At 57.6% G+C, this 24,758-nt stretch carries 20 protein-coding genes, 1 tRNA gene and 2 pseudogenes; 10 read left to right on the top strand and 13 right to left on the bottom strand.

Annotated features, from left to right (window positions below):
• Nucleotides 1–14: 14 nt before the first annotated feature.
• Together ACOYXG_RS08385 and ACOYXG_RS08390 are read left to right on the top strand one after the other, a co-directional pair.
• On the top strand, nt 15–2,159 hold the full coding sequence (locus ACOYXG_RS08385; RefSeq protein ID WP_460356982.1) for a 3-hydroxyacyl-CoA dehydrogenase NAD-binding domain-containing protein: 2,145 nt from the start codon (nt 15–17) through the stop codon (nt 2,157–2,159).
• Nucleotides 2,160–2,254: 95 nt separating this feature from the next.
• Entirely contained in the window at nt 2,255–2,977 is a 723-nt protein-coding gene (locus ACOYXG_RS08390) for an amidotransferase (protein WP_460356985.1), read from the top strand.
• A 98-nt stretch (nt 2,978–3,075) separates the two neighbouring features.
• Here ACOYXG_RS08390 and ACOYXG_RS08395 read toward each other — a convergent pair whose 3' ends face one another.
• The 3 genes from ACOYXG_RS08395 to ACOYXG_RS08405 all read right to left on the bottom strand — a co-directional run bounded on the left by ACOYXG_RS08395 (nt 3,076) and on the right by ACOYXG_RS08405 (nt 5,807).
• Nucleotides 3,076–4,047: a magnesium and cobalt transport protein CorA gene (locus tag ACOYXG_RS08395; RefSeq protein WP_460356988.1), complete on the bottom strand. Its 972-nt coding sequence runs from the start codon at nt 4,045–4,047 to the stop codon at nt 3,076–3,078.
• Nucleotides 4,048–4,178: 131 nt separating this feature from the next.
• On the bottom strand, nt 4,179–4,901 hold the full coding sequence (locus tag ACOYXG_RS08400) for a 1-acylglycerol-3-phosphate O-acyltransferase (protein ID WP_047292972.1): 723 nt from the start codon (nt 4,899–4,901) through the stop codon (nt 4,179–4,181).
• 216 nt (nt 4,902–5,117) lie between these two features.
• A complete protein-coding gene (locus ACOYXG_RS08405; protein WP_064586733.1) occupies nt 5,118–5,807 on the bottom strand; it encodes a crotonase/enoyl-CoA hydratase family protein in 690 nt (229 codons plus the stop codon).
• 295 nt (nt 5,808–6,102) lie between these two features.
• Between ACOYXG_RS08405 and ACOYXG_RS08410 the strand changes: the two genes are divergently transcribed.
• Nucleotides 6,103–6,192: transfer RNA gene (locus ACOYXG_RS08410), tRNA-Ser, on the top strand.
• A gap of 133 nt (nt 6,193–6,325) precedes the next feature.
• Here the strand turns inward: ACOYXG_RS08410 and ACOYXG_RS08415 are convergent.
• The 3 genes and pseudogenes from ACOYXG_RS08415 to ACOYXG_RS08425 all read right to left on the bottom strand — a co-directional run.
• Nucleotides 6,326–6,658 (bottom strand): annotated as a pseudogene (locus ACOYXG_RS08415) (site-specific integrase); the annotation flags it as partial.
• Nucleotides 6,659–6,711: 53 nt separating this feature from the next.
• Nucleotides 6,712–7,650: a hypothetical protein gene (locus ACOYXG_RS08420; RefSeq protein WP_247269679.1), complete on the bottom strand. Its 939-nt coding sequence runs from the start codon at nt 7,648–7,650 to the stop codon at nt 6,712–6,714.
• A 231-nt stretch (nt 7,651–7,881) separates the two neighbouring features.
• Nucleotides 7,882–8,903, bottom strand: a pseudogene (locus ACOYXG_RS08425) (tyrosine-type recombinase/integrase); the annotation flags it as partial.
• Nucleotides 8,904–10,029: 1,126 nt separating this feature from the next.
• Between ACOYXG_RS08425 and ACOYXG_RS08430 the strand changes: the two are divergent.
• Entirely contained in the window at nt 10,030–10,350 is a 321-nt protein-coding gene (locus ACOYXG_RS08430) for a YbjQ family protein (protein WP_027613311.1), read from the top strand.
• A gap of 66 nt (nt 10,351–10,416) precedes the next feature.
• Here the strand turns inward: ACOYXG_RS08430 and ACOYXG_RS08435 are convergent, their stop codons facing one another.
• The gene (locus ACOYXG_RS08435; RefSeq protein ID WP_097087585.1) at nt 10,417–10,695 is read right to left on the bottom strand and encodes a hypothetical protein; all 279 of its coding nucleotides are present in this window, start codon (nt 10,693–10,695) and stop codon (nt 10,417–10,419) included.
• Between the two features lie 239 nt (nt 10,696–10,934).
• On the opposite strand from ACOYXG_RS08435, the gene ACOYXG_RS08440 reads away from it, so the two are divergent.
• The 4 genes from ACOYXG_RS08440 to ACOYXG_RS08455 all read left to right on the top strand — a co-directional run bounded on the left by ACOYXG_RS08440 (nt 10,935) and on the right by ACOYXG_RS08455 (nt 12,671).
• Nucleotides 10,935–11,123 (top strand): hypothetical protein, encoded by a 189-nt coding sequence (locus ACOYXG_RS08440; RefSeq protein ID WP_007960727.1) that lies wholly within the window; start codon nt 10,935–10,937, stop codon nt 11,121–11,123.
• 325 nt (nt 11,124–11,448) lie between these two features.
• The gene (locus tag ACOYXG_RS08445) at nt 11,449–11,817 is read left to right on the top strand and encodes a glycine zipper domain-containing protein (protein ID WP_097087586.1); all 369 of its coding nucleotides are present in this window, start codon (nt 11,449–11,451) and stop codon (nt 11,815–11,817) included.
• 134 nt (nt 11,818–11,951) lie between these two features.
• Nucleotides 11,952–12,377, top strand: coding sequence for a YMGG-like glycine zipper-containing protein (locus ACOYXG_RS08450; protein WP_027613308.1), 426 nt, complete (start codon nt 11,952–11,954; stop codon nt 12,375–12,377).
• Between the two features lie 123 nt (nt 12,378–12,500).
• The gene (locus ACOYXG_RS08455; protein ID WP_169844085.1) at nt 12,501–12,671 is read left to right on the top strand and encodes a hypothetical protein; all 171 of its coding nucleotides are present in this window, start codon (nt 12,501–12,503) and stop codon (nt 12,669–12,671) included.
• A gap of 150 nt (nt 12,672–12,821) precedes the next feature.
• Here ACOYXG_RS08455 and ACOYXG_RS08460 read toward each other — a convergent pair whose 3' ends face one another.
• Together ACOYXG_RS08460 and ACOYXG_RS08465 are read right to left on the bottom strand one after the other, a co-directional pair.
• Nucleotides 12,822–13,253: a DUF6896 domain-containing protein gene (locus ACOYXG_RS08460; RefSeq protein ID WP_027613307.1), complete on the bottom strand. Its 432-nt coding sequence runs from the start codon at nt 13,251–13,253 to the stop codon at nt 12,822–12,824.
• Nucleotides 13,250–18,028, bottom strand: a complete 4,779-nt coding sequence (locus tag ACOYXG_RS08465; RefSeq protein ID WP_460356995.1) for an RHS repeat-associated core domain-containing protein — start codon at nt 18,026–18,028, stop codon at nt 13,250–13,252. The genes ACOYXG_RS08460 and ACOYXG_RS08465 overlap by 4 nt, the downstream gene beginning before the upstream one ends.
• Before the next feature lie 246 nt (nt 18,029–18,274).
• Between ACOYXG_RS08465 and ACOYXG_RS08470 the strand changes: the two genes are divergently transcribed.
• A complete protein-coding gene (locus ACOYXG_RS08470; RefSeq protein ID WP_027613306.1) occupies nt 18,275–18,970 on the top strand; it encodes an HAD-IA family hydrolase in 696 nt (231 codons plus the stop codon).
• A 79-nt stretch (nt 18,971–19,049) separates the two neighbouring features.
• Here the strand turns inward: ACOYXG_RS08470 and ACOYXG_RS08475 are convergent, their stop codons facing one another.
• On the bottom strand, nt 19,050–19,796 hold the full coding sequence (locus ACOYXG_RS08475; RefSeq protein ID WP_096797790.1) for a 3-oxoacyl-ACP reductase family protein: 747 nt from the start codon (nt 19,794–19,796) through the stop codon (nt 19,050–19,052).
• A gap of 126 nt (nt 19,797–19,922) precedes the next feature.
• Between ACOYXG_RS08475 and ACOYXG_RS08480 the strand changes: the two genes are divergently transcribed.
• The gene (locus ACOYXG_RS08480; RefSeq protein WP_346650951.1) at nt 19,923–20,849 is read left to right on the top strand and encodes a LysR family transcriptional regulator; all 927 of its coding nucleotides are present in this window, start codon (nt 19,923–19,925) and stop codon (nt 20,847–20,849) included.
• A 131-nt stretch (nt 20,850–20,980) separates the two neighbouring features.
• Here the strand turns inward: ACOYXG_RS08480 and ACOYXG_RS08485 are convergent, their stop codons facing one another.
• The 3 genes from ACOYXG_RS08485 to ACOYXG_RS08495 all read right to left on the bottom strand — a co-directional run bounded on the left by ACOYXG_RS08485 (nt 20,981) and on the right by ACOYXG_RS08495 (nt 24,614).
• On the bottom strand, nt 20,981–21,709 hold the full coding sequence (locus ACOYXG_RS08485; RefSeq protein WP_027613303.1) for an aspartate/glutamate racemase family protein: 729 nt from the start codon (nt 21,707–21,709) through the stop codon (nt 20,981–20,983).
• Nucleotides 21,710–21,762: 53 nt separating this feature from the next.
• Nucleotides 21,763–23,301 (bottom strand): NCS1 family nucleobase:cation symporter-1, encoded by a 1,539-nt coding sequence (locus ACOYXG_RS08490; protein WP_285374700.1) that lies wholly within the window; start codon nt 23,299–23,301, stop codon nt 21,763–21,765.
• A gap of 578 nt (nt 23,302–23,879) precedes the next feature.
• Nucleotides 23,880–24,614 (bottom strand): phosphoadenylyl-sulfate reductase, encoded by a 735-nt coding sequence (locus ACOYXG_RS08495; protein WP_003223260.1) that lies wholly within the window; start codon nt 24,612–24,614, stop codon nt 23,880–23,882.
• Between the last annotated feature and the right edge of the window lie 144 nt (nt 24,615–24,758).

Below are 24,758 nucleotides of genomic sequence, written 5' to 3' on the forward strand. Positions count from 1 at the left end.
AAGGAAACCTTGTTATGAGCGAAGCCATTCGTTACGAAAAAGGCCAGGACGCCATCGTCGTGTTGACCATCGACATGCCGGGCCAGAGCGCCAACACCATGAACGCCGTGTACCGCGATGCCATGGGCGCCTGCGTTGCGCGGCTGGTGGCGGAAAAAGACAGCATCGCCGGGGTGATCATCACCTCGGCGAAGAAAACCTTCTTTGCCGGCGGCGACCTCAATGAGCTGATCAAGGTCGGCAAACCCGAGGCCAAAGCGTTCTATGACATGGTGCTGAGCCTCAAGGGGCAGTTGCGCACCCTGGAAACCCTCGGCAAACCGGTGGTCGCGGCGATCAACGGCGCCGCGCTTGGCGGTGGCTGGGAAATCTGTCTGGCCTGCCATCACCGGGTGGCGCTGGACGATGCGATGGTGCAACTCGGTCTGCCTGAAGTGACGCTGGGCCTGCTGCCGGGCGGCGGCGGGGTGGTGCGCATGGTGCGTATGCTCGGCATCGAAAAAGCCTTGCCGTACTTGCTCGAAGGCAAAAAGGTGCGCCCGCAACAGGCATTGCAGGCCGGTCTGATCGATGAACTGGCGGCGGATCGTGACGAGTTGCTGGCCAAGGCGCGCGCCTGGATTGTCGCCAACCCGAGTGCGGTGCAGCGTTGGGACGTGAAGGGTTATCAGATCCCCGGCGGCACACCGTCGAATCCGAAAGTCGCGCAGATGCTGGCGATAGCGCCGTCGATCCTGCGCAGCAAGACTCAGGGCACGCTGCCGGCGCCAGAGAAGATTCTGTGTGCGGCGGTGGAGGGCGCACAGGTCGATTTCGACACTGCGCACCTGATCGAAACCCGCTATTTCACCGAACTGACCACCGGGCAGATCTCGAAAAACCTGATCGGCACCTTCTGGTTCCAGCTCAACGAGATCAATGCCGGTGGCTCGCGTCCGCAAGGGTTTGCGCCGTATGTCACGCGCAAGGTCGGTGTGCTCGGTGCGGGCATGATGGGCGCCGGGATCGCCTTCGTCAGTGCCTCGGCTGGCATCGATGTGGTGCTCAAGGACATCAACCTGGCGGCGGCCGAGAAGGGCAGGGCCCATTCGGCGGCGCTGCTGGACAAGAAAGTCGCCCGTGGCCAGATGACGGCCGAAAAGCGCGAAGCGGTGCTGGCGCGGATTCACATCACTGAAAATGATGCGGATCTGGCGGGTTGTGATCTGATCATCGAGGCGGTGTTCGAGGATCGCGAACTCAAGGCCAATGTCTCGTCGGCAGCGCAAAAGATTGTCGGTGCTGACGCGGTGATTGCCTCCAACACTTCGACCTTGCCGATCACCGGGCTGGCGACCGCAGTACCCGATCAGAGTAAGTTCATCGGTCTGCACTTCTTCAGCCCGGTGGACAAAATGCCGTTGGTGGAAATCATCAAGGGTGCGCAGACCAGTGCTGAAACCCTGGCGCGCGGTTTCGACTTCGTCCTGCAAATCAAGAAAACCCCGATCGTGGTCAATGACAGTCGCGGCTTCTTTACCTCGCGGGTGTTTGGCACCTTCACCAATGAAGGCATCGCCATGCTCGGCGAGGGCGTGAGCGCGCCGATGATCGAGACCGAAGCGCGCAAGGCCGGGATGCCGGTCGGGCCGCTGGCGATCTCCGACGAAGTTTCCCTCAGCCTGATGAGCCATATCCGTCAGCAAACGGCCAAAGACCTGCAAGCGGAAGGGAAACCGCTGATAGAACACCCGGCCTTCGCCGTGATTGACTTGCTGCTCAACGAATACAAGCGCCCGGGCAAAGCCGCTGGCGGTGGTTTCTACGATTACCCGGCGGGTGGTCAGAAACATCTGTGGCCGGAGTTGAAGACGCGCTTCGAGAAGGCCGACGGGCAGATTTCGCCGAAGGATGTGCGTGATCGTCTGCTGTTCGTGCAGGCCCTGGAAACCGTGCGCTGCGTGGAGGAGGGCGTGCTGACTTCGACGGCGGATGCCAACGTCGGCTCGATCTTCGGCATCGGATTTGCGCCGTGGACCGGCGGCGCGTTGCAGTTCATCAATCAATACGGGGTGCAGGACTTTGTCGCACGCGCGCAGTATCTGGCCGACCAGTACGGCGAGCGCTTTGCGCCACCGGCGCTGCTGCTGGAGAAAACCGCGAAAGGCGAGCTGTTTTAAGTGATCGGCTGAACGCTGCGGGGCTTGCCTTGCCGGGGTGTTTCAAGGCAGGCTCTGGAGTGTTCATTATTCCCATCACGTGTCAGGTATTTTTTATGTCGCTACGCATCTGCATTCTGGAAACCGACATCCTGCGTCCGGAATTGGTCGATCAATATCAGGGTTACGGGCAGATGTTTCAGCGCCTGTTCTCGCAGCAACCGATTGCCGTCGAGTTCACCGTGTACAACGTGATGCAGGGCGAATACCCCAGCGACGACCTGACCTTCGATGCGTACCTGATCACCGGCAGCAAGGCCGATTCGTTCGGCACCGACCCGTGGATCCAGACCCTCAAGCAATACCTGCTGACCCGCTACGAGCGTGGCGACAAGCTGCTCGGCGTGTGCTTCGGCCATCAATTGCTGGCGCTGCTGCTAGGTGGCAAGAGCGAGCGCGCCAGCCAAGGCTGGGGCGTCGGCACCCACAACTACAAACTGGCGGCCAAGGCGCCGTGGATGAGCCCGGTGCGAGAAGAGCTGACGCTGCTGATCAGCCACCAGGATCAGGTCACTGCGCTGCCGGAAAACGCCACGGTCATCGCTTCCAGCGATTTCTGCCCGTTTGCCGCGTACCACATCAACGATCAGGTGCTGTGCTTCCAGGGGCACCCGGAATTCATTCACGACTATTCGCGGGCGCTGCTGGATCTGCGCCAGGAAGCGCTGGGTTCGCAGATCTACTCGAAAGGCGTGGCCAGCCTCGAGCAGGAGCACCATGGCACCACGGTGGCAGAGTGGATGATGCGCTTTGTGGCGCACAAGCCTGAGGCTGCTTGATAGCAGATCAAAAGATCGCAGCCTGCGGCAGTTCCTACATCGGGGTGGTTACACCCTGTAGGAGCTGCCGCAGGCTGCGATCTTTTGCTTTTGCTTCCCTACAACCACCCCGACCTCTTGAAACTCGCCCACAAACTCACACACCCCACCGTAATAAACCCCAACACGGCGAAATAGCCGTAGTGCCAGCTCAGCTCCGGCATGTTCTGGAAGTTCATCCCGTAAATCCCCGCCACCGCCGTCGGGAACGCCAGAATCGCCGCCCACGCGGCAAACTTGCGTTGCACCACGCTCTGCCGTGACGCCTCGAGCAGCACACCGATTTCGATGGTCTGGCTGGCGATGTCGGCCAGGGTGGTCAGGTCTTCCATCTGCCGCGTGACATGGATCTGCACATCGCGGAAGTACGGGCGCATGTTCTTGTCGATGAACGGGAAGCTCAGCTTCTGCAGCTCCTCGCCAATCTCCACCATCGGCGCTGCATAGCGGCGCAGGCGCAACACGTCGCGGCGCAGACCGTGAAGTTTCTGAATGTCATGCTCGTTCAACGCACTGCACAGCACGTTGCGCTCCAGTTCATCGATCTCGGCATGAATCGCTTCGCCCACCGGCTGGTAGTTTTCGATGACGAAATCCAGCAGCGCATACAGGACGAAATCTTCGCCGTGCTCCAGCAACAGCGGCCGCGCCTCACAACGTTGGCGGACATGCGCGTAGGACGCCGAGTGGCCGTTGCGGGCGGTGATGATGTAGCCCTTGCCGGCGAAGATGTGTGTTTCGATGAACTGCAAGATCCCATGTTCGCGGATCGGCGAGTAGGTGACGATAAACAAGGCGTCACCAAAGGTTTCCAGCTTCGGCCGGCTGTGTTTTTCCAGGGCGTCTTCAATGGCCAGTTCGTGCAGGTTGAACTGGCGCTGCAGATTGGCCAGCTCCTGAGCGTCCGGCTCTTCCAGGCCGATCCAGACAAAATGTCCGGTTTTTGCGGCCCAGGCGGCACCTTCGTCAAGCGTGATATTGGTGACTTTCTTATCGGCGCTGTAAACCGCAGCAGCAACAACTCGACCCATGGTAGTGGTTCACTTCTTCTTGGCAGATGGCAGGGAATACAAGGCTTCAGCTTAGCTGTGTCGCTGCTTGAGAGTCAGTGAAATCTGTACAGTTCACCCGGCAAAAGAAAACCCGCACAAGGCGGGTTTTTTTACGCAGCCTGCAGCTGCTGATCCATCGCGGCGATGCATTCGCGCATCTGCTCGCGGCATTGGGACATGAGCATGGGCATGTCATCCATGGTCAGCCCGGCTGTAGGAATCGCCGGCAGCGAGCGTATGAGAATTTTCCCGCTGCGCCAGCGGTTCAGGCGCATGTGCTTGATGTAGCTGCTGACGCACACCGGCACGATCGGCACACCGGCGGCGATCGCCATCTGGAACGCGCCTTTCTTGAACGGCAGCAGTTCTTCACCGAGGTTGCGCGTGCCTTCCGGGAATACCCAGATCGACGTGTCTTCGTGCTGCAAGGTGTGGGTGGTGGTGAGCATCGACTTGCGCGCCTTGTGCGCGTTCCCGCGATCGATCAACACGTTGCCCGCGAGCCAGAACAGTTGCCCGAACAGCGGCACCCATTTCAGGCTTTTCTTGCCGATGCACACGGTCCGCCGGGGCACCACGTTGCCGAACACGAACAGGTCGTAGTTGGACTGATGGTTGGCGACAATCACGCAACTGTCTGGCTTGTTCATCAACGGGCCGACGTCGGCTTTTACCCGCAAGCGCAGAATGCACATGGCCGGAAGCGCGTAGAGGCGGGCGCACAGTCGGCTGTTGTCCGGATTGAACGGCCGGCACAGCCCGAGGATCACCCCCAACACGCCGGCCAGAATAAAGTGCAGGCCCATCAATAACATACGAAACACAAACAGCATTTTCAGGCCCCACCGGGACAAAAGGTGGCGCAGTGTACGGATGTGCACTGTTTTCGGCAATTGCTGCTATAGAGTCAGGAGATAGGCGATGTTTAAGCGCATGTTTCCAAGTTGATCGTCAGACGCGTCCTAGAGCTGTCGGCGGATGATCAACCGAACGCGCAAGAAAAAGCCCGACACGACGGTCGAGCTTTTCTTCGGCTCGGGAGCGCGGGCTTAGCCCAGATGTTCCTGATCCTGGATGATCGCGTTGTCGAGGGCTTCGAGCAGCGCCTTGCGCACTTTGAGCTTGGTGTTCTTGTGCGCGTTCATGTTGATCTTCTTCAACTGACGCGCCGCTGCCAGGGCTGCGCCTTGCAGCTCTTCGGCAGCCACCACCTTGTCGAGGAAACCGGCATCCACCGCGCTTTTCGGATCAAACATCTCGCCGTTGATCACCGAACGGTGGAACGCCGAACGACGCAGACGATCACGCGCCAGCTCGATGCCGGCGTGGTGCATGGTCATGCCGATTTGCACTTCGTTCAGACCGATGCTGAACGGGCCGTCGACACCGATGCGGTAGTCGGCGGACAGCAGCAGGAATGCACCTTTGGCCACTGCGTGGCCTGGGCAGGCAACGATCACCGGAAACGGGTGGGACAGCAGGCGGCGGGCGAGTGTCGAACCCGCAGTCACCAGCGCCACGGCTTCTTTAGGCCCGGCGGTCATCACCTTCAAGTCATAGCCGCCCGACAGAATCCCCGGCTGACCGGTAATGATCACGATGGCACGATCAGTCTTCGCCTGATCCAGCGCCGCGTTGAACGCCGCAATCACGTCCGGGGAAATGGCATTGACCTTGCCGTTGTTCAAGGTCAGGGTCGCGATACCGTCTTCGAGGTGGTAGGCAATCAACTCACTCATGACGCTATTCCTTGTAAGAAAGATGGACAGACGTTACCCACCGCCGTAGGCCAGGTAAAGCACTGTGACTGACTCGCCGGTCACCGTTTCCGGCTGCGCCCGGCGTAGCACACCGTTCTGCTTCTATATAGAAGGGCGGCCGTCACCAGAGATTGGCCGGTTTGCCATTGCCCAAGGTGGGGCGAAACACCTTTTTGTCTTAACCGCATGAAAATTCTGAAAAAAAGTTTGCCATCAGAAAAGCTTTCGACTACATTAGCGCGCCTCGACAGACAGAACATGTTTGAAGAGATACGGTGAAGTGTCCGAGTGGCTTAAGGAGCACGCCTGGAAAGTGTGTATACAGGAAACTGTATCGAGAGTTCGAATCTCTCCTTCACCGCCAAATTTGAAACGACTAAACCCCTGAAAACGTTAAAGTTTTCAGGGGTTTTGTGTTTTTAGGGGGGCAAAAAAGGCCCACATGGGAACATCCATGGGAATATGGGCTGCTGGGTTGCCCGCTTCCGAAGCCCTGTTTACGGAGCGTCGTCTCCACCTGGAGGCTGAATGCCCAAGGCGTGCTGCAGCATACCGATGACGTCCGGGCCGTCCTCGTTGATCCACATGCCGTAGTGCTGTCGGATCATGTTCGCGCTGGTGTGGCCCATCTACTCCCGAACGCCATTAGCTTTCAAGTGTGCTTTGAAAAGCCTATCTCCCACGACAAATTTGCTGACGTATGGCTGGCCGCTCTTGGTGTTCAGAAATACGGAGTGCAGCTTGTGCTTGCAGACTGTCTCTCTGTTTAGGTCGACTATATCTATTGTTTCCACGAGCTTACGCCTGCTCAATTCGTCAAACTTCCGCAGGCATCTCGCATGTGTATTAGGTACTGTAGGTGTAAGTTATGGCTGCAAAGCGTTTATCGAACCCGATTGTTCCAAACTGACTTCGCATTATCCATCATCTCCATCAAGGACTTTGCGAAGTTTGCGGGGTCCATTTCTCCGAGTTTATAAGATTCAATCATTCCTTGGTGCGGATACTCTAGAATTATCTGATTATTAATCGCTTTAATTTTGGTATCTTGGTTTTGGAATATGTTTGTATCTTTTAGGTATTCTTTTATTTTTAGAATTAATGTTTCATGTGGGGCGCTGTTGGTTTTATTGTTTTTGGTGTTCGTGCTTTCTGAACTAGCATGTGTTTTTTTGTCGGGTGAGCCGTAGTTATTTTGGGGGGTAAAGCGGAGTGTTGTGTCGATGTACTCCTTATATTTTTCGTTTGCGCTAGTTAGCTGTGTGATATCACTGCGCTGAAGCGCACTCATGGTCTCGAGCTCAAGTATTCTTGCTGTTAAGTCTTTTTCGCGGGGTATAACTGTTTTCGATTCTTCTGTCAGCTGAAGGACGGATGATTTCAAAAATTCTATTTCGCTATCTTTTCTTTTTGTTTGCTCTTCAAAGTCGATTTGTATTTGGACAGCGGCTTTTCTGATCTTTCTTGCTTCATCTCGGGTGATTGGTGTTTCATCGTCAATCTTTTGTTGGATTTCTTTTAGTTTTTTTCTATTGTTTCGGGATATTTCGTAAATTTTAGCTGCTGGATAGGGGTAAACTAAAATTATCGCAAGGGTCGCTATAAGAGGGAAAAATACCCCTTTCAGCATGTAGTCCTGAACTGAGGAGAAAAGATTGAACTCTATATAAGTTATCTTTTCTGGTGCTGAAAGAGATGAGAATAGTATTAATATTAGTTTGTAGTTTATCAAGCACCATGAGATAAGAAATGATCCTAAGAGTGGGCTGGTTACACGCTCATATAGTTGGGCTTTTATAGTGGTTGTTATATCGTCTAGCATATGTATTGGTTCTTTTTGGCTGTAGAAAATAGTGGCTTGCGGCCATCATAGATTTCTTCACTCCTTCTCACAAGTACAAAACTAACTTTGTGATTTCAGATCTGATCTTCAACGTCAAATTAAATTACTAGCCCCCTGGATACGTTAAAGTTTTCGTGGGGGCACCATTCGGTTATATGCGGACATCCTTTGGAACACCGGCGGCTGAATGACCTGTGCTTTAACCTCGGTTTACAGGGATTCTTCACCATTTGGTGGCTGTATGCCCATGGCATGTTGCAGCATACCGATGACATCCGGGCCGTCCTCGTTGATCCACTTGCCGTAGTGCTGTCGGATCATGTTCGCGCTGGTGTGCCCCATCTGCTCCGCGATCCAGTCGACCGAGGCAACCCCGGTGGTCAGCAACTGGCTGGCGTAGGTGTGGCGGCACTGGCCAGGACCGCGATAGCGAACGCCGGCCGCTTTCAAGTGCGCTTTGAAGAATCTGTCCCTCACGACGAAGTCGCTGATGTGCGGCAGGCCGCTCTTGGTATTGAGGAATACAAAGTGCAGCTTATGCTTGCGGACTGTCTTGTTGTCCCGCTCGACGACTTCGACCGTATCCACGGTCTTGAGCTGGTTGATCGCGTTCAACTTGCGAAGGGCATCCCACGCGGGTTCCAGCAGACGCACCTTGCGCGTAGAGCGCCGAGTCTTCGTCACGCGATAGGCCCCCCGCACCTTTGATCTGCGGAAAGTCACCGTTCCTTGTTTCAGATCGACGTCCTCCCACGCCAGCGCGATGGTCTCCGACACCCGTGGGCCTGCCCAAATCATGAACTGAACCATCAGCAGTTCCTGGGTGCGGTTGGTGCGTGTTTCGAGAATCTGCTCTATCTCCGCACTGGTGAATGGATCCGGTGCTTCTGGATCGGGCAGACGCACGAATAACCCTCAGTCGGATCGTGCGCGACCTTCTGCCGTGTGCGGTAGAGTCTGAACACCTGGCGCACATTGCTGATGATGTCGCGGATGGTCTTTTCTTCGGGCGCTTCGACAGCGGCCCCTGAATGCAGTCTTGCAGGTCCAGGTGGTAAATCTGATCGATTTGAATGTTATCCCAACGCGGCCGCCCGTGGACCTTTGCCTTGTTTTTGTACCCGAAAGAAGTCGCGGCCACGCTGTTGTTTTAGATGGTCAGCCCAACTCCTAGTTAGTGCCCCGAAACTGTTCACAGCGAGCTTGGTCGACTCGGGAAAATGCCGGCGGTGCTGCCGGACGAGTTCCAGTTGTTATTCCCAATCTGCTTAGCAATCAAGTCAATCGAAGCACCGCACTTGGGTATGCAATTGGCTGGTATAGGTATGCGGGCACTGACCATGCAACCAAGTTCGCGAAAGGATGAAGAGGATTTTTAGCCAGCCAGTCTTTTTCATTTACGTAAGGTAGATCTGGCACCAGAGAGGACCATGATTCGCAGGAGAGCACCAGCTCGTTTGAACACACTAAATATGTTGTTTGAGTTATGAATTTCTAGAGCATGAATGAGGCGACGAACGGTTTGTTTTCTACGGAGCTGAATCGTAATACCTGTCAAGTTTTACAGTATACAAATTTCTCCGTGCAGCGCCTTATCTGCGGGGACGGCGTAATTAAGCTTTTATATCACTTGTAAGGAGATCGATATGTCAGAGAGAAATGTCAAGGGGGTTGTTAAATCATTTTCGGAGATTGGCATCGTTTGGGGAAGTCCAGCGCAAAATTTGCCATTATCAGTCCGGATGATGGGAGTAAGGATGTTGCCATCGCTATAGGAGAAAATTTTGATAGGAATACCGGAAAGCAATACCTTTCCGTTGGAGACAAAGTTCGTTATCTCGTAATGGATGGTCCATCGGGAAGAGAGCTTACAGGGATGCTAAAGAAAATATAATCTGTGCAGTTGAGTTCACGATTGCTATAAAAACTGACTGCGTGAGGTTGCAAATAAACGAACTGTACGATGAATGAGTTGAGTGTTCGCTACCTCTAATCTCAAGTATTGCCCAAGTGCTGAGCCGCCTATGAGGCGGCTTTTTACTAGCTAAATTTTAATGTGTAATATTTTAAAATTCCTACTTAGAAAAGTGACATCTCGCCCTATGAGTTGCACATTGTAGGACTTGTGCTGACACCAGGATTGGTGTGACCGAGCTGACTGAGGGACGCGGAGGGCGATAGAACGAGTTGGGGACTGGCGTGCTACAAAGGGGCGAGTCGGGCTTTTGCACTTGCACGCTCCGCCTTCGTCCTGCCTTTAGAGTAATTCGACGTACAGGTTACACAGGAAGGGTTCGGTCTGATTTCCCATAGCGCATTACAATCGCCGTTTTATCAGTAGAAAAAAGGACTGTTCCCATGATCATCTCCACCACCCACGCCATCGAAGGCCGACAGATCACCGCGTACCTGGACATTGTCAGCGCGGAGTCGGTGCAGGGCGTCAACGTGATCCGTGACATGTTTGCCGGCATGCGCGATTTTTTCGGTGGGCGCTCGCAGACGCTGGAGCGTGCGTTGAAAGAGGCGCGGGTTCAGGCGACGGACGAGATCAAGGAACGGGCGCGGGCGTTGCAGGCGGATGCGGTGGTCGGGCTGGATTTCGAGATCAGCATGCCGGCGGGCAAGGGTGGCATGGTTGTGGTGTTCGCGACGGGTACGGCGGTCAAGTTGCGTTGATGCAGTCGCGGTGTTCAAGCGAGCCCATTCAGATGATGAATGGGCTTTTTGCTTTTCTGCTTTCGATCAGCCCTGTGGCTTGAGGATGACAAGCCCGTGGGCGTCATAGGTCAGGGGCGTATCGACTGCGACCATCGGCGGGGTGCCGGTGGAGGGCGTCGGATCGGCCGGCTGACTCGGGTGGTAGATAACGCCGGGAGTCAGAACCGGTTTGTCCGGGTAGGTGATGGTGATGTCGCCTGATGCGAGCTTTTCCTTGAATTTTTCACCGGCGGCTTTGCCGGCAGCGATTTGTTCGTCCGTGAGTTTTACGACCGGCATTTCCGGGAATCCGTTGATTTTCATGTTCTCTCCTTGAGATTCATTTGTATGAAAAAGGGCAACGGCCTGTGGGCGGGAATCTTTAGCGTTGTGAGATCAACGGTTGGTTCGGATGTTGAGCAGGTGTAGGCCATTCGTCGGGCATCGGTCGAACTGAACCACAAGTCCGGTAATGACCGGCTAGTCTCAAAAGCCTTGGAGGTCGATATTTTTTCAGGCAAAAGGGCTTTGCCGGTGTCGATCTATCGCAAAGGGGAGAGGCTATGACTGATCCGTATATCGAAGACGATGGAGCCGAATTTTCATTCAACAACTGTGTCCGTTGCGGCCAGACGGAGTACCAATCGGGCTTTGGCGAGGATCCGGTGCAGACCGGCAAGATCAAGTCCACGGCACCCAAGGGGCCGAAAGCCAAATTCCTTCCAAAGGTCTCGGCCCGCTCAAGAAAATAAAGTGAGACCGAACGACCCCGTCTATGAACGGGGTTTTTTATGCCTGCTGTTTATGAAAAGGAAATCTCCTACAAACTCTTGGCCCGGTTTGGTGTTTTTCACAAACTTTTCACGTCCACGGTCGTAGGGTGAAGCCATCCGTTAGAAAGCAAGTCTCCAGCCCGTCTCCCCAGCGGGCTTTTTTTTGCCTGCGATAAAACCTTTGGCGAAATCGCTGTCCAATCGGCGCCAAGTGCGCGGCGGCAGCTGATTTGTCTGGACTTCAGCGCGTCGGCAGCTTTCAATCTCGGCCCCTTTTGATCTCCCTATTTTTGAGGTTTTCGTCATGCGTCTAACATTGCCTGCTCTGGTTCTGGGGCTTCTGGCTGCTCAAGGTGCGGTCGCCGGTGAGGGTACTGCAGCACTCGGCGGCGGTCTGGGTGGCGCGCTGGGTAACGTGGTTGGCCAGAAGATGGGCGGCAGCACGGGCGCAGCGATTGGTGCCGGTGTTGCAGGCGCGGCGGGCAGTGCGATGGCTGCCGGCAAGGGCAGCCGCACCAAAGCGGCTATTGGTGGTGGTGTTGGCGCGGCCGGTGGTTCGGTGATCGGCAACAGCCTGGGCGGCCGGAATGGTGCAACCATTGGCGCCGGTCTTGGTGGCGCTGCGGGTGGTGCCGTCGGCGCTAACCTGTCCAAAGGTCACAAGCGTCACTGATAGCGAACGTTTGTCAGAAAAAGCCCGGCTCGATGTCGGGTTTTTTCATGGCTGAACGTTTTCTCGAAAAATGTCTCCAATCTGACATAGGCCCTATGGGCATACCCTCCCGATTCGGGAACTGTGAGGTTCAAATGCGCTTGTCATTGTCTGCACTGTTTTTCGGATTATTCATCGCTCAAGGTGCGATGGCCGCCGGAGATGGCAGCGCCGCCGTAGGTGGCGGTTTGGGCGGTGTCCTCGGTAACGTGGTCGGTGGCCAGCTAGGTGGCAGCACCGGTGCCGCGGTTGGCGCAGGTGTCGGTGGCGCGGCGGGCAGCGCGGTTGGGGCGAATAAACACAATCGCACCGAAGCCGCCATTGGTGGTGGCCTCGGCGCTGCCGGCGGCTCGGTGGTCGGCAACAGCCTGGGCGGCTCCACCGGTTCGGCCATTGGTGCCGGTTTGGGCGGCGCAGCGGGTGGTGCGGTGGGCAACAACCTGGGTGACGACGGTGGTAGAGCTCATTCCGGTGGTGGTCACAAGCACAACAAGTACAAACACAAAAACCGCCATCACTGATTGAGTATTCGAAAACAAACCCGGCCTGGCGCCGGGTTTTTCGTTTCTGGCGGTCGGACACTGGAACGATTGGCTGTAAGGCTTTTCGAACGTTATACAACCCACCAGACGTAGAGGTTTGCCATGACGCCCGAAACCGAAGGCAAGGAAGAAAAAGGCCCGAGTGGTCTGCCGTTTATCAATGATCCGGGGAACGAGGATCCGGGGTCGCTGATGGATGATGCGACGGTGCCGTTGAATGATGCGGATGAGGCTTTGGATGAGGAGTATGAAGAGGATGAGGATGAGCAATAAGTTGTCTTGAAAGTCGAGCGTGGCGGCGCACTGAATTTAAATATCCGGGGCCTGTACTTCAGGCCCTTTGATTCGGATTGGTTTGTTCTCGAGGTCAAGCTTGTTAAACAATCGTCAAGGCGGACGAAAGCAAACCGACAAAATATTTTGTTATTTGGCAGTTAAATCAGGGTTGATGAGTATGTAAAGATTATCTGATGCCGACATTTTTTTTATTCGGCCTGATGCGATGTACTCTTTAAACTCCTTTTCAACTGTTTTTTTGTCGCAGTATTTTTTATATTTGGATGGCCTGTCACTGGCATAAATGTAAAGGCGCCAAACATCAAAACCGTCGATTCTACTGTTTGAACCGTAATCGAAATTCACTGATTCTGTAGTGAAGTGAACGATGCATCCAACTCCATGAAGCTCGTATTGGGTGTTGTCAGTTATGTTACCGCACCGTTGTATTTGATTGCTGCGCCAAAGCCTCAGGATATTTCTGGTACCAAATCTTTTCTCGAGCAGCAACGTCGCACTATCAACCTTAGAAAGAAAGTCGTTAATGAGGTCTTCAAGGTTTTTGTCTTTTTTATTCATCTTCTTCTGCGATGCTCCAATCTGTCATTACCGACGTTAGCCGCTGACTCTAGCACTTCTTCAATAGTGTTTAGGTTGCCGTGGTGATCTTCGATGTTGGTTATTAGCTGGATCGTTACTTCGGTAGAGGTTTGTCGTGCAGCCGAAGCTCTATGATGGCCATCTAAAATGTAAAGGTTTCCGTGGTGCTCAGCGACATCTATAGGAAACTCGCGGTTAAACCCAATATCTCCCATTTCTATCCTCATTTTCTCGACTAGTCTAGTTGAGGTTTTCCCCATGAGCGCATGTGTTCGTTTCAATGTTTTTGGGTCTACGCCATGAGTTAGATTTGGTACCTGCGGTTCACCCTCATCAACCTTAGCCCCAACAATCCCACCCGGTACTTCACACCCAGGCTTATTCGGCGGCGGACAATTGGAATTCAACCCCAACGGATCCACCCAACCCGTCGGATTCGGCACGTACTGGTATTGGTTTAGTCCTCCAGCCAACTTCACCGGATCCGGCGTCAGATACCTGCCCAACCTCGGGTCGTAATACCGATGCCGGTTGTAATGCAGGCCACTTTCCGCATCGAAATACTGCCCCTGAAACCGCAGCGGCTGGTCCAGGTAGTCCTCGCCCGCGAGGGTGATCGCCGACACCTTGCCGTAGGCGTCGTATTGCGCCGACCAGACGATTTCGCCGCTGTAGTCGGTGAGTTCCTGCGGGGTGCCGAGGTGGTCGAGTTGGTAGTAGAACGGGCAGGCCTTTTTCGGGCCTTTGCCGTCGAGCAGCGCCAGGGGGCGGAAGGTGCCGGGTTCGTAGACGTAGCTGCGGTGGTGGGTTTTGCTGCTTTCGGCGACGAGGTGGTCGCCTTGCCAGAAGAATTCGGTGGTCTGGCCGTCGACGGTTTTGCGGATGCGTCGGCCGAAGGCGTCGTACTGGTAGGACGCGGTTTGGCCATCGGCGCGGGTCAGGCCGATCAGGCGGTGCTGGCAGTCGTAGCGGTATTCGGTGACGAGTTGTTGGTCACGGCCACGGCGTTCGCGGATCAGGTTGCCGAAGGCGTCGTAGTCGTAATGCCGGTCGCCCTGCATCAGCAGGCGATTGCCCTTGATCCGGGTCGGGCCGGGGCGATCTTGCATCAGCAGGTTGCCGGCGGGATCGTGGGCGAAGGATTCGGGTAGTTCGTCGCGCGAGTGGCGCACGCGGATCAAGCGGTCGAGGGCGTCGTAGCCGTAGGTGCGCTGGCCATGGCGGCTGTCGGCGATGTGCTCGAGGTTGCCGTTGGCGCTGTAGGCATAATCCCGGCGATACAGCGAGTCGTGCTGATGGCCTACAGCGTGGGCGAGTAAACGGCCCTGATCGTCGTAGGCATAATCGCTGAGCAGCAGGCCTTGCTGGCGTTGTTGCTCACGACCGCATTCAAACTGATGGCTGGTCAGCCGCGTGCCATTGAGGTCGATGGCGGTCAGCGCGCCGCCCTTGGCGTAGTGATAGTCGAGCTTGCTGTTGTCCGGCAGACGCTGGCGCTTGAGCTGGCCGCAGGCGTCGTAGGTGTAACGCAGGGTGCCCCAGCCCTGATGCTCGGTGATCAGCCGATCCTGCAGGTCGTATTCGAAGGCCAGTGGATGTTGCTGGCCGTCATCAACCCCGGTCAAACGACCCAGGCGGTCGTAGGTGTAAGCCACCTCAACCCCGTCGGGCAGGGTTTTCAGCAGCAAGCGCCCGGCCGCATCACGCGCGTAGGCGGTGACCAGCGTCGAGCCGTCATCGCCGAACTCGGTTTTTTCCAGCAGGTGCCCGTTGCGGTCGTAGGCGTAAGCGGTGCGCCGACCATCGACGCCGGTTTCCTGTCGGATCAATCCGGTTGGCGTGTAGTCCAGCCGGTACTTTTCCCCGGATTCGTTCTCGATTTCCGTGAGCAACAACTGCGCATGGTCGTAGCGGTACTGCACCCGCGTGCCGTCGGGGTTGATCTTGCGCGAGACCAGATGCAGGTCGTCGTCATACTCGTAGCGGGTGATGCGCCCGAGTTCGTCGCGTTCGGCAGTGACTTGGCCGTAAGCGCCATAGCTGTAGGCGCGAGTGGCGCCTGTAGGAAATGTCGTTTGAACCAGTCGGCCAACCGCATCCCACTGCTGACGGGTGATCGCGCCGTATTCGTCGCAAGTGGTCGTCCGTCGCCCCCGCTCGTCGTAGGAAAAGCGCCGCACACCACCGTCGGGCAGGGTTTCCTCGATCAGTTGCCCGAGGTCGTTCCACGACAACTTGTGCCGGCTGCTGTCCGGATAGCGGATCGACAGCAACTGCCCGCGCGTGTCGTAGTAGTAATGGGTGACCTGTCCGTCGGGATCGACCGTCTCGGTGACATCGCCCTCGGCGTTGCGCCGAAACGTCCACACCGCCTCGCCGCGAGAACGGCTGTGCAGGAAACCGTTGCGGTACTCGTAGGACGTTGGCTCATCGTCCGGCGGAAGCAGCGCGATCAGCCGTCCGACGTCGTCGTAGCGGTATTCGGTGACCGCGCCCTGCGGATCCTGCTCGGCGATCAGCCGGCCCTGATCGTCATAGGCCTTGAGGTGCTCACCACCATCGGCCGCGACCTTGCGCACCAGCCGTGCGCTGTCATCGTGGACGTAGGTTTCTTCGCTGCCATCGACGTAGTGCACCGCGACGCTGCCGTCATCGGCCCAGACGTAACGCGTGTCCATCTGCGCGAACGACGCCCAGTGCCGCACGCAGCGCGCCGCCTTGCCCGAGCGCTCCCACTCCCAGAAAAAGCTCGCGCCGCCGGTCAGTTGCCGCTGCAGGATGACGTGCTGATCGTCGTAGTCGTAACGCTCGCTGTCACCGACCGCGTTGGTCGCAGCCAACAAACGCTGACGGGCGTCGTAGCAATAACTGACCAGCGTTTGCTCGGTGCGCCAGCCATCAGCCCCAAGCACCTGGTAATCAACCGCCACCAGATGCGCCCGGTCGTAGCGCAACAACAACGACCGCCCGGCCCCGTTATCCAGGCGCTGCACACGCTCGGAAAAATCGCGATGCACCGTCAGACGATTGCCATACGCATCACTGAACGCCACCAGCCGCCCGGCACGAAAGTGATAAAACCGCGCTGTGTCCCCGGCCAGCGCGAGGATCAGTTCCTCCGGTTCATCCCCGAGAAAAATCGCCGCCCGCGACAGGCTGTTGTGAATCTGCGGCCGCTCCACACTGGGCAACGGAAACCGCGTACGGCGATTCTCGTGATCGACCCAGATCACCGCCTCGCCATCGAACTCCAGCCGATGCGCCAGCGAATGGCTCCAGCCAAACCCCAGCCCGACATCAACCTCCACCGCGCTGGTGCGGTACAACCGGGTGAACTCGAACGGCAACACCCCATCGAGCGTGCCGTCGGTCAGGGTCAGCAGTTCTTCGCCGGTAACCATCGACACCGGACAGCCGTTGGTGCAGGTCAACGGGGCGCAGTCGGCGCTGTCGCCGTTGGGGTTTTTCGCTTGATCGGGATTGTCGTCGTGGGGTTCGTGTCGCTCCATCCGCGTCGTGCCACGGGACTTGTCCCGGGCCATCGGTGCCGGATTTGGCACGCTTAAAACCACGGCGTCCGCTTGTCGAATGTTCAGCGGGATCGCCGGCGTCGGCTTCAACGGGATGTCGCGCGCATGCACCATCAACGGCTTCAGCGCGCCCGCGTGCTTGCTCAGATCCGCAGTGGAGGTCAGTTCGCTCAGGCGCAAGGCCGATGCGGCCAGCCATTGCCGCGCCCGGGGCGACTTGATCTTGCTCAGCACCTTGCTGCTCAGTCGCACGGGCACGCCAACGCCGCCGCAAACGCGCATCAGCAAAAAGCTGATCAACAACTCGACCCGGACTTCTGCCACCACTTCCGCCAGGTACTGCGGCGGCAGCATCTTCAACCAACTGGTGAAGGCTGCCAGATGGATAAACAGCAACGGCTCGTCACTGAGGATCAGCAAGCCATTGGCGATGGCCTCGCCGGAGGCGTCGAGCAGCGCTTGCAACTCGACATCGCTCAAGTACTGCAGGAGTTTTTCACTGTTGGCCTGCAGGTCGGCGAGCAGGGCAAACAGCTGTTTAACGTCATCCCAGATGTCGTGCAGGGCTTTCTCGAAACCGCGCCAGTCGGCCTGTTGCAACTGCTGGTAACGATCAGCCAAACCGGCGCCGGAAAACTCCGCCCACAGCGGCTGAAACCCGTCCCACTCCTGGCGAAGCCAGACCTCCAGCCCGTCCAGAATCTCTTCATAGGAGGCGTACAGCGCTTGGATATGGTCGGTGGAAACATCAGGAAAGAAGGTGATGCGATAACGCTGGCCCCGGTCGCAGTCGCTGACTTCCAGAATGCCGCTCGGGCCGATGGTATGGCGCAGCGGTTCACCGAAACTCAATACCCCGTCGACTTCGCCGATCACCGGTTCCAGCATCACCGGGGTATTGCCGATCGGTACGAAGCGCACTGCCTCGAACAGGTGCACCAGAGTCAACGGGCCGCTGGCGGGGCACATGACCACCGAGGTCTGGATCGGCTGGCGGGATTTGACCGGAGCGCTGAGGTGCACGTCGTCGCCGACCTTGAACACCTGCTCGATATCCAGCGCGGTTCCCGTCCAGAACTGCTCGGCCCAGGCCTCGTAGTCGTTCAGGCACAGGCGGAACTCGCGGATCAGCGTTTCGAAGTCCGGGTGTTGCGGGTTCAGGGCGGCAACCACCAGCAGGCCGATGCTGTTGTTCAGGGCCAGGAGCCGATCGGTTTGGAACATTCGCAAGCACTCGCGCACATGAAAGAGGTGCGCGGACTTTGCGGGGGATCAACATGGAAAGAAGTCGGGAAAGTAGGCGTTATCTGTAGGGCATTTCGCTAAATATCAGCGAGTCTTTCCACCGCCCGTAAACATTGCCCGTTGCTCAATGTCCGCTGGCCTCGCTATGCTGCTGAACCCATTAATCAGATCCGCGTAGCGGCGCCGGCTGGGCCGCCCGGGATGTTTTTGATAACGGATCCGATGATGAATGCACCGATGAAGACGTTTGGCCCGATCAAGGCCGTGATTTTCGACATGGACGGTTTGCTGCTGGACACCGAAGGTATCTACACCGAGGTCACCTCGCTCATTGCCGAGCGTTACGGGCGGACCTTCGACTGGAGTGTTAAACAGAACATCATCGGTCGTGGCGCCAATGACCTGGCGAACTACGTGGTGCAGGCGCTGGATCTGCCGATCAGCGCCGAAGAGTTTCTGCTGATCCGCGAGCCGCTGATGCGTGAACGCTTTCCCAAGGCCCAGGCGATGCCCGGCGCGGAGGAGCTGATTCGCCACCTCAAGGCGCACAACATTCCGATCGCCGTGGGCACCAGTTCGTCGCGGCAGTCGTTCGGCCAGAAAACCACCTTGCACCGCGACTGGTTTGCCCTGTTCGATTTCATCGTCACCGCCGACGACCCCGAAGTTGGCGCAGCAAAACCGGCGCCGGACATCTTTCTCACCGCCGCCCGGCGTCTGGGTGTAGCGCCTGAAGACTGTCTGGTGTTCGAGGATTCGCCGTTTGGCGTCACCGCCGCGAAAGCGGCGGGAATGACTGCCATTGCGATTCCCGACGCGGCCATGGCCGATGAAAAATACGCGCATGCCGACGGGATTCTGCGCACGCTCAAGGCGTTCACCCCGAGTGCCTGCGGTTTGCCGGCGCTGGAGTGGGCTTGATCTGCCGATAAGCGCCGATAAAAAAACGCCGCCCTCTGCAAAGAGGTGCGGCGTTTTTTGTATCCGGGATTCAGCGCAATCAGGCGCCAAAACCACCGTCGATGGTCAGGCTGGCACCGGTGATGTAACCGGCTTCCGGGCCGACCAGATAAGCGACGAAACCGGCGATTTCATCAGCAGTGCCGTAACGGCCCACCGCCATCAGCGGGATCAGGCTCTCGGCGAAATCGCCATGGGCCGGGTTCATGTCAGTGTCGACCGGGCCGGGTTGCACGTTGTTGATGGTGATGCCGCGCGGGCCGAGATCACGGGCCAGGCCTTTGGTCAGGCCGACCAGCGCCGATTTGCTCATCGCGTACACCCCGCCACCGCCAAAGGGCATGCGGTCGGCGTTGGTGCTGCCGATGTTGACGATGCGCGAGCCTTCGCCCATGTGTTTAGCGGCTTCCTGAGACGCGATGAACACGCTGCGTACGTTGATCGCCAGGGTCTGGTCGAAGTCTTCCAGTTTGAAGTCTTCCAGCGGCGCGATGGCCAGGACGCCGGCGTTGTTCACCAGAATATCCAGGCGGCCAAAGGCCTCGACCGTGGCGCTGACGGCATTGCGGATGGCTTTTTCATCGGCGCTGTCGGCCTTGATCGCCAGGGCTTTTCCACCGTTGGCGGTGATGCTGTTCTGCAACTCTTCGGCCTTGGCGGTAGAGCTGACGTAGGTGAATGCGACAGCGGCGCCTTCGGCGGCCAGACGTTTGACGATGGCGGCGCCGATACCACGAGAACCGCCTTGAATCAGAGCGACTTTGCCGCTGAGGTGTTGAGTGGTCATGTTCGATCTCCAGAGAATTCAAGGCGGGGTGCCTTGTAGTTGGAGCCGAGTATCGGCCTCGCATCGACAACCGTGTAGACCATGATTGCTATAGTCTGTGTAAACCAGAAGTTTATAGTGGCGATCATGGAAACTTTCAGCAGTATCGAATGCTTCGTGCGCAGCGCCGAAGTCGGCAGCTTTGCCGAGGCCGCCCGGCGCTTGAGCCTGACCCCGGCCGCTGTCGGCAAGAGTGTGGCGAAGCTCGAGGTGCGGCTCGGTGTACGGCTGTTCCAGCGTAGTACACGCAGCCTGACCCTGACCGAGGCCGGCAAGCTGTTTTTGAGTCAGGTCAGTGGCAGTCTGACGACGATTCAGAATGCGGTGGCCAATCTGTCGAGTGTGGAAGGACTGCCGGCGGGGACGTTGAAAGTCAGCATGGGCACGGTATTCGGGCGCTTGTACATCGTGCCATTGCTGCAAGAATTTTTACGTCGGTTTCCGGCGATCAACCCTGACTGGCATTTTGATAACCGTCAGGTCGATTTGATTGGGCAGGGTTTCGATGCGGCGATTGGCGGCGGCTTTGAATTGCCCCAAGGCGTGGTCGCACGCAGATTGGCACCCGCGCATCGTGTGTTGGTCGCATCTGCTGAGTATCTGCAAAGGCACGAAGCCATCGCCGAACCGGATGACCTGCAACGTCACGATGGCATCCTGATTCGTTCGCCGCAGACCGGTCGAGTGCGCTCCTGGCAGTTGATCAGTGGCGGCAGTCAGCTCTGTCAGCCCTTGACCCTCAAGACGCGAATGACCATGAGCGACTCCGAAGCCGCCTGCGCTACTGCAGCACAAGGGCTGGGCATCGCGCTGGTCAGCATGCCGTTTGCCGTGGGTTACCTCGACGCGGGCACATTGCAACGCGTGCTGCCGGACTGGTACATCGATGACGGCAACATTTCGATCTACTACGCCGAGCATAAATTGTTGCCGGGCAAGACTCGGGCGTTTGTCGATTTTGTGATTGAGCAGTTTGCCGAGCGGGGGTTGGCTCGGCGGTTCAGTGCTGTCTGAGTTTGGCTTTTGACCGAGTTGCGGCCATCGCGAGCAGGCTCACTCCTACAGGAACAGTGTTGTGCCCGAAATCTGTGGGCAACACCGATCACTGTAGGAGCGAGCCTGCTCGCGAAGAGCGATAACCCGGTCTACCGGGCAAACCGCTCCGCCCAGCCAATGATCTGCTTTGGCCGTGGCGTCGCGTAAGTCCGCACTTTGGACGTCGACAACCCCAGCCGCACCAGCGATTCAGCAATGGTCACCGCCGCCGTCACGCCGTCCACCACCGGCACCCCGGTGCGGCGACGAATCTGTTCATCCAGCCCGGCCATGCCGCCGCAACCCAGGCAAATCACCTCGGCCTTGTCCTGAGTCACCGCCAGTTCAGCTTGTTGCACGATGGCTTCCAGCGCGCGCTGTGGTTCGTGTTCCAGCTCCAGCACCGCCAGGCCGCTGGCCCGCACCGAGGCACAGCGATCCCACAGGCCCGAGAGTTTCAGCCGGTCCTCGATCAGCGGCACGGTGCGGTCCAGCGTGGTCACCACCGAATAGGCGTGGCCGAGGAACATCGCGGTACTGGCAGCCGCGTCGGTGATGTCCACTACCGGCACGTTGAGCAGTTCCTGCAGACCTTCGCGACCGTGTTCGCCGTAACCGGCCTGAATCACCGCGTCGAATGGTTGGTCGTAGGACATCACCCGGTCCATCACGGCGATGGCTGCCAGGTAACTTTCGAAATTGCCTTCCACCGAGTCGGCGCCGAAGAACGGTGTCAGGCCGACGATCTCAGTACCGGGAGACGCGACGGCCTGCGCCGAGCGGGCGATGGCCTGGGTGATGGATTCGGTGGTGTTGACGTTGACCACAAGAATACGCATGGGAAGTCCTTATTGCGGGCAGTTCAGCGGCCCAAATCCGGGCCGCGAGGAAGTTAATGGCTGACGTTGTCGACGGCGATCGATTCGCCGCTGACGTCGGCGTAGTGCGGCTGACGTTTGGCAATGATCAGGTAAAGCATCGCGGCGATGCCGGCGCCCACCAGCCAGGAGAACGGCGAGATGCTGTGGAAGCCCGGCACCAGCGCCAGGACGATGGCGATCAACGCTGCCGGAATGAACGCCGCCACCGCGCGGAAATTCACCCCACGGCTGTAGTAATAAGCGCCGTTGGGGTCTTCGCTGTACAACTGCGGGACGTTGATCCGGCCTTTGCGGATCAGCCAGTAATCGACCATGATCACCCCGTACAGCGGGCCGAGCAGGGCGCCGAGACCTGAGAGGAAATACACGATCACCAGCGGGCTGTTGTAGAGGTTCCACGGCAGGATCAGCACGGCGATGGTCGCGCTGATCAGCCCGGCGCGGCGGAAGGTCAGGTACTTCGGCGCCAGGTTGCTGAGGACGAAGGCCGGGGCGACGAAGTTGGCCATGATGTTCACCGCCACGGTGACGATCAGGAACGCCAGGCAACCGAGCACCAGAAAGAACGTGTTGGGGATCGAGGCGATGATTTCGGTCGGGCTTTCGATGATCCGTCCGTTGATCTGAAATTGCGCACCGCAGAGCAGGACGGTGATGGCGGCGAACACCAGAATGTTCACCGGCAGGCCCCAGAAATTGCCGACCTTGATGGTCTTGCGGCACGGCGAAGAACGGGCGAAGTCGCAGAAATTGAGGATCAGCGTGCCGTAGATCGCCAGCCACAGCGCGCCGCCGGCAAAAATGTTGCGCCACATCTCGCCACCGCTCAGCGGTTCGCGGATCGACCAGGCAATCGTGGCGTTGGCCTGGGTGTACATCCACGCGGCGAGGGCGGCGACGGTCAGCAGAATCACCGGGCCGGCAAACGCTTCGTAGCGACGGACCATTTCCATGCCGTAAGCGAGGATCGCCAGTTGCACGAACCAGATCGCCACGAAACACACCCAGCCCAGGGTCGACAGACCGAGAATCGAGTTGTGGTCGTAATCGGCGAACCCGGGGTGAATCGCCGTCAGCAGCACACGAAATACCACCGACGCCAGATACGTCTGAATGCCGAACCAGGCGATGGCGATCACCGCGCGAATCAACGCCGGAATCTGCGCGCCATGGATGCCGAAACTGATCCGGCTGATCACCGGAAACGGCACCCCGGTTTTCTGCCCCATGTAGCCGGACAGGTTCATGAAAAAGTACACCAGCGCCGCGCCGATCCCCAGCGACAGCAGAATCTGCCAGCCGCCCAGGCCCAGGGCGTACAGCCCGATGGCGAACGAGTAGTTGGCGATGTTGTGCACATCGTTGGTCCACAGGGCGAAGATGCTGTATTTGCCCCAGCGCCGACCTTCGGCGCGGGTCGGTGCCAGGTCGCTGTTGTGCAGGCGCGGGCTGAGTTGTAACGGTTGAGCCAGACCCGCGTCGGGCAATGGCTGGTCGAGGGCAGAGGCGGGCAGATTCAGCGCGATGTTGTTGGAGAGACTTGTACGCATTCCGGCAGGCTCCTGATGGGCGGGGCCGCGATGACTGTGCATGAGCTCAGGGCTCGACAAATCTTCGTCGCGGCCAGCAGACATCACTGGTTACGGGGCATCTGCAGCCTGTACGGGATAGGGCGCTTCAGGCTTGCGGATCGAAAGTGTGGATTGATGTTTTGCAGTTTTGTATACAAAACATGTATGCACCAAAGCCAAATCTGTGCCAGTTAGCGATCTATGCAGCGCTGTGCTCATTTCTAAAAGTTATCGATGAGCGCTAAGTGTTTGAAAATAATTGGTTATAAATTGACCGATTGAACAGGTATTTATTTTTTGCGAGGGATTTTGCGGAGGCGGCAGAGCGCAGGGGAATTCAGCAGGGATGTAACTTTTCAGGGCGTGAAAGCAAAAAGTGCACACATAAATGGCACCGATGGTGACATTCGTGTGTACACATTTTTTGAGTCGCTAGAGGCCAGTGTAGGAGTGAGCCTGCTCGCGATAGCGGCGTATAAGTCGATGAATTTTTTGCCTGATACACCGCTATCGCGAGCAGGCTCACTCCTACAAGGGGAAATCATCGTGGCAGGGGTTTACGCCTTGCTGATGATATTCCCCGCATGCAGCCCGCATTCTTTCTGCGTCGCTTCTTCCCACCACCAGCGACCTTCGCGCTCGTGCTGGTTCGGCAGCACAGGGCGGGTGCACGGTTCGCAGCCGATGCTGATGAAGCCGCGTTCATGCAGGCTGTTGTACGGCAGTTCGAGCATGCGGATGTAGCCCCAGATCTCTTCGCTGGTCATCTGCGCCAGCGGGTTGAACTTGTACAGCGTGCGCTCGGGCGTGGAGAACGCGGTGTCGATCTCCAGCACCGCCACGGCGCTGCGGGTGCCCGGGCTCTGATCGCGGCGCTGGCCGGTGGCCCAGGCTTTGACGCCGGACAGTTTGCGCCGCAGCGGTTCAATCTTGCGGATGCCGCAGCATTCGCCATGGCCGTCCTTGTAGAAACTGAACAGGCCTTTTTCCTTCACGAACGGTTCCAGCTTCGTGTAGTCCGGTGACACCAGTTCGATATCGATCTTGTAGTGCTCGCGCACCTGATCGATGAAGCGATAGGTTTCCGGATGCAGGCGGCCGGTGTCGAGGCTGAACACCTTGACGTTCTTGTTCAGCTTCCAGGCCATGTCCACCAGCACCACATCCTCGGCACCACTGAAAGATATCCACAGCTCGTCACCGAACTCGGCGAACGCGAGTTTCAGGATGTCTTGGGCGGATTTGTTGGCATAGGTCGTGGCGAGTTCCACGACATCGAACGTTGGGCTCATCAGGGCGGCTTCCTACAGGTCGGTGGCGCTGGGCGCTCTATATGGCGGCGATGGTAACAAAAAGCGGCGGAGTAGGGTGTGCCCGCTGCGTTGCGCGGTGGCGGGGGAGTCGCTAGAGTTCGGGCTCGCTCGACTCAATAATCA

The organism is Pseudomonas sp. G3-39 (genome assembly GCF_054790485.1).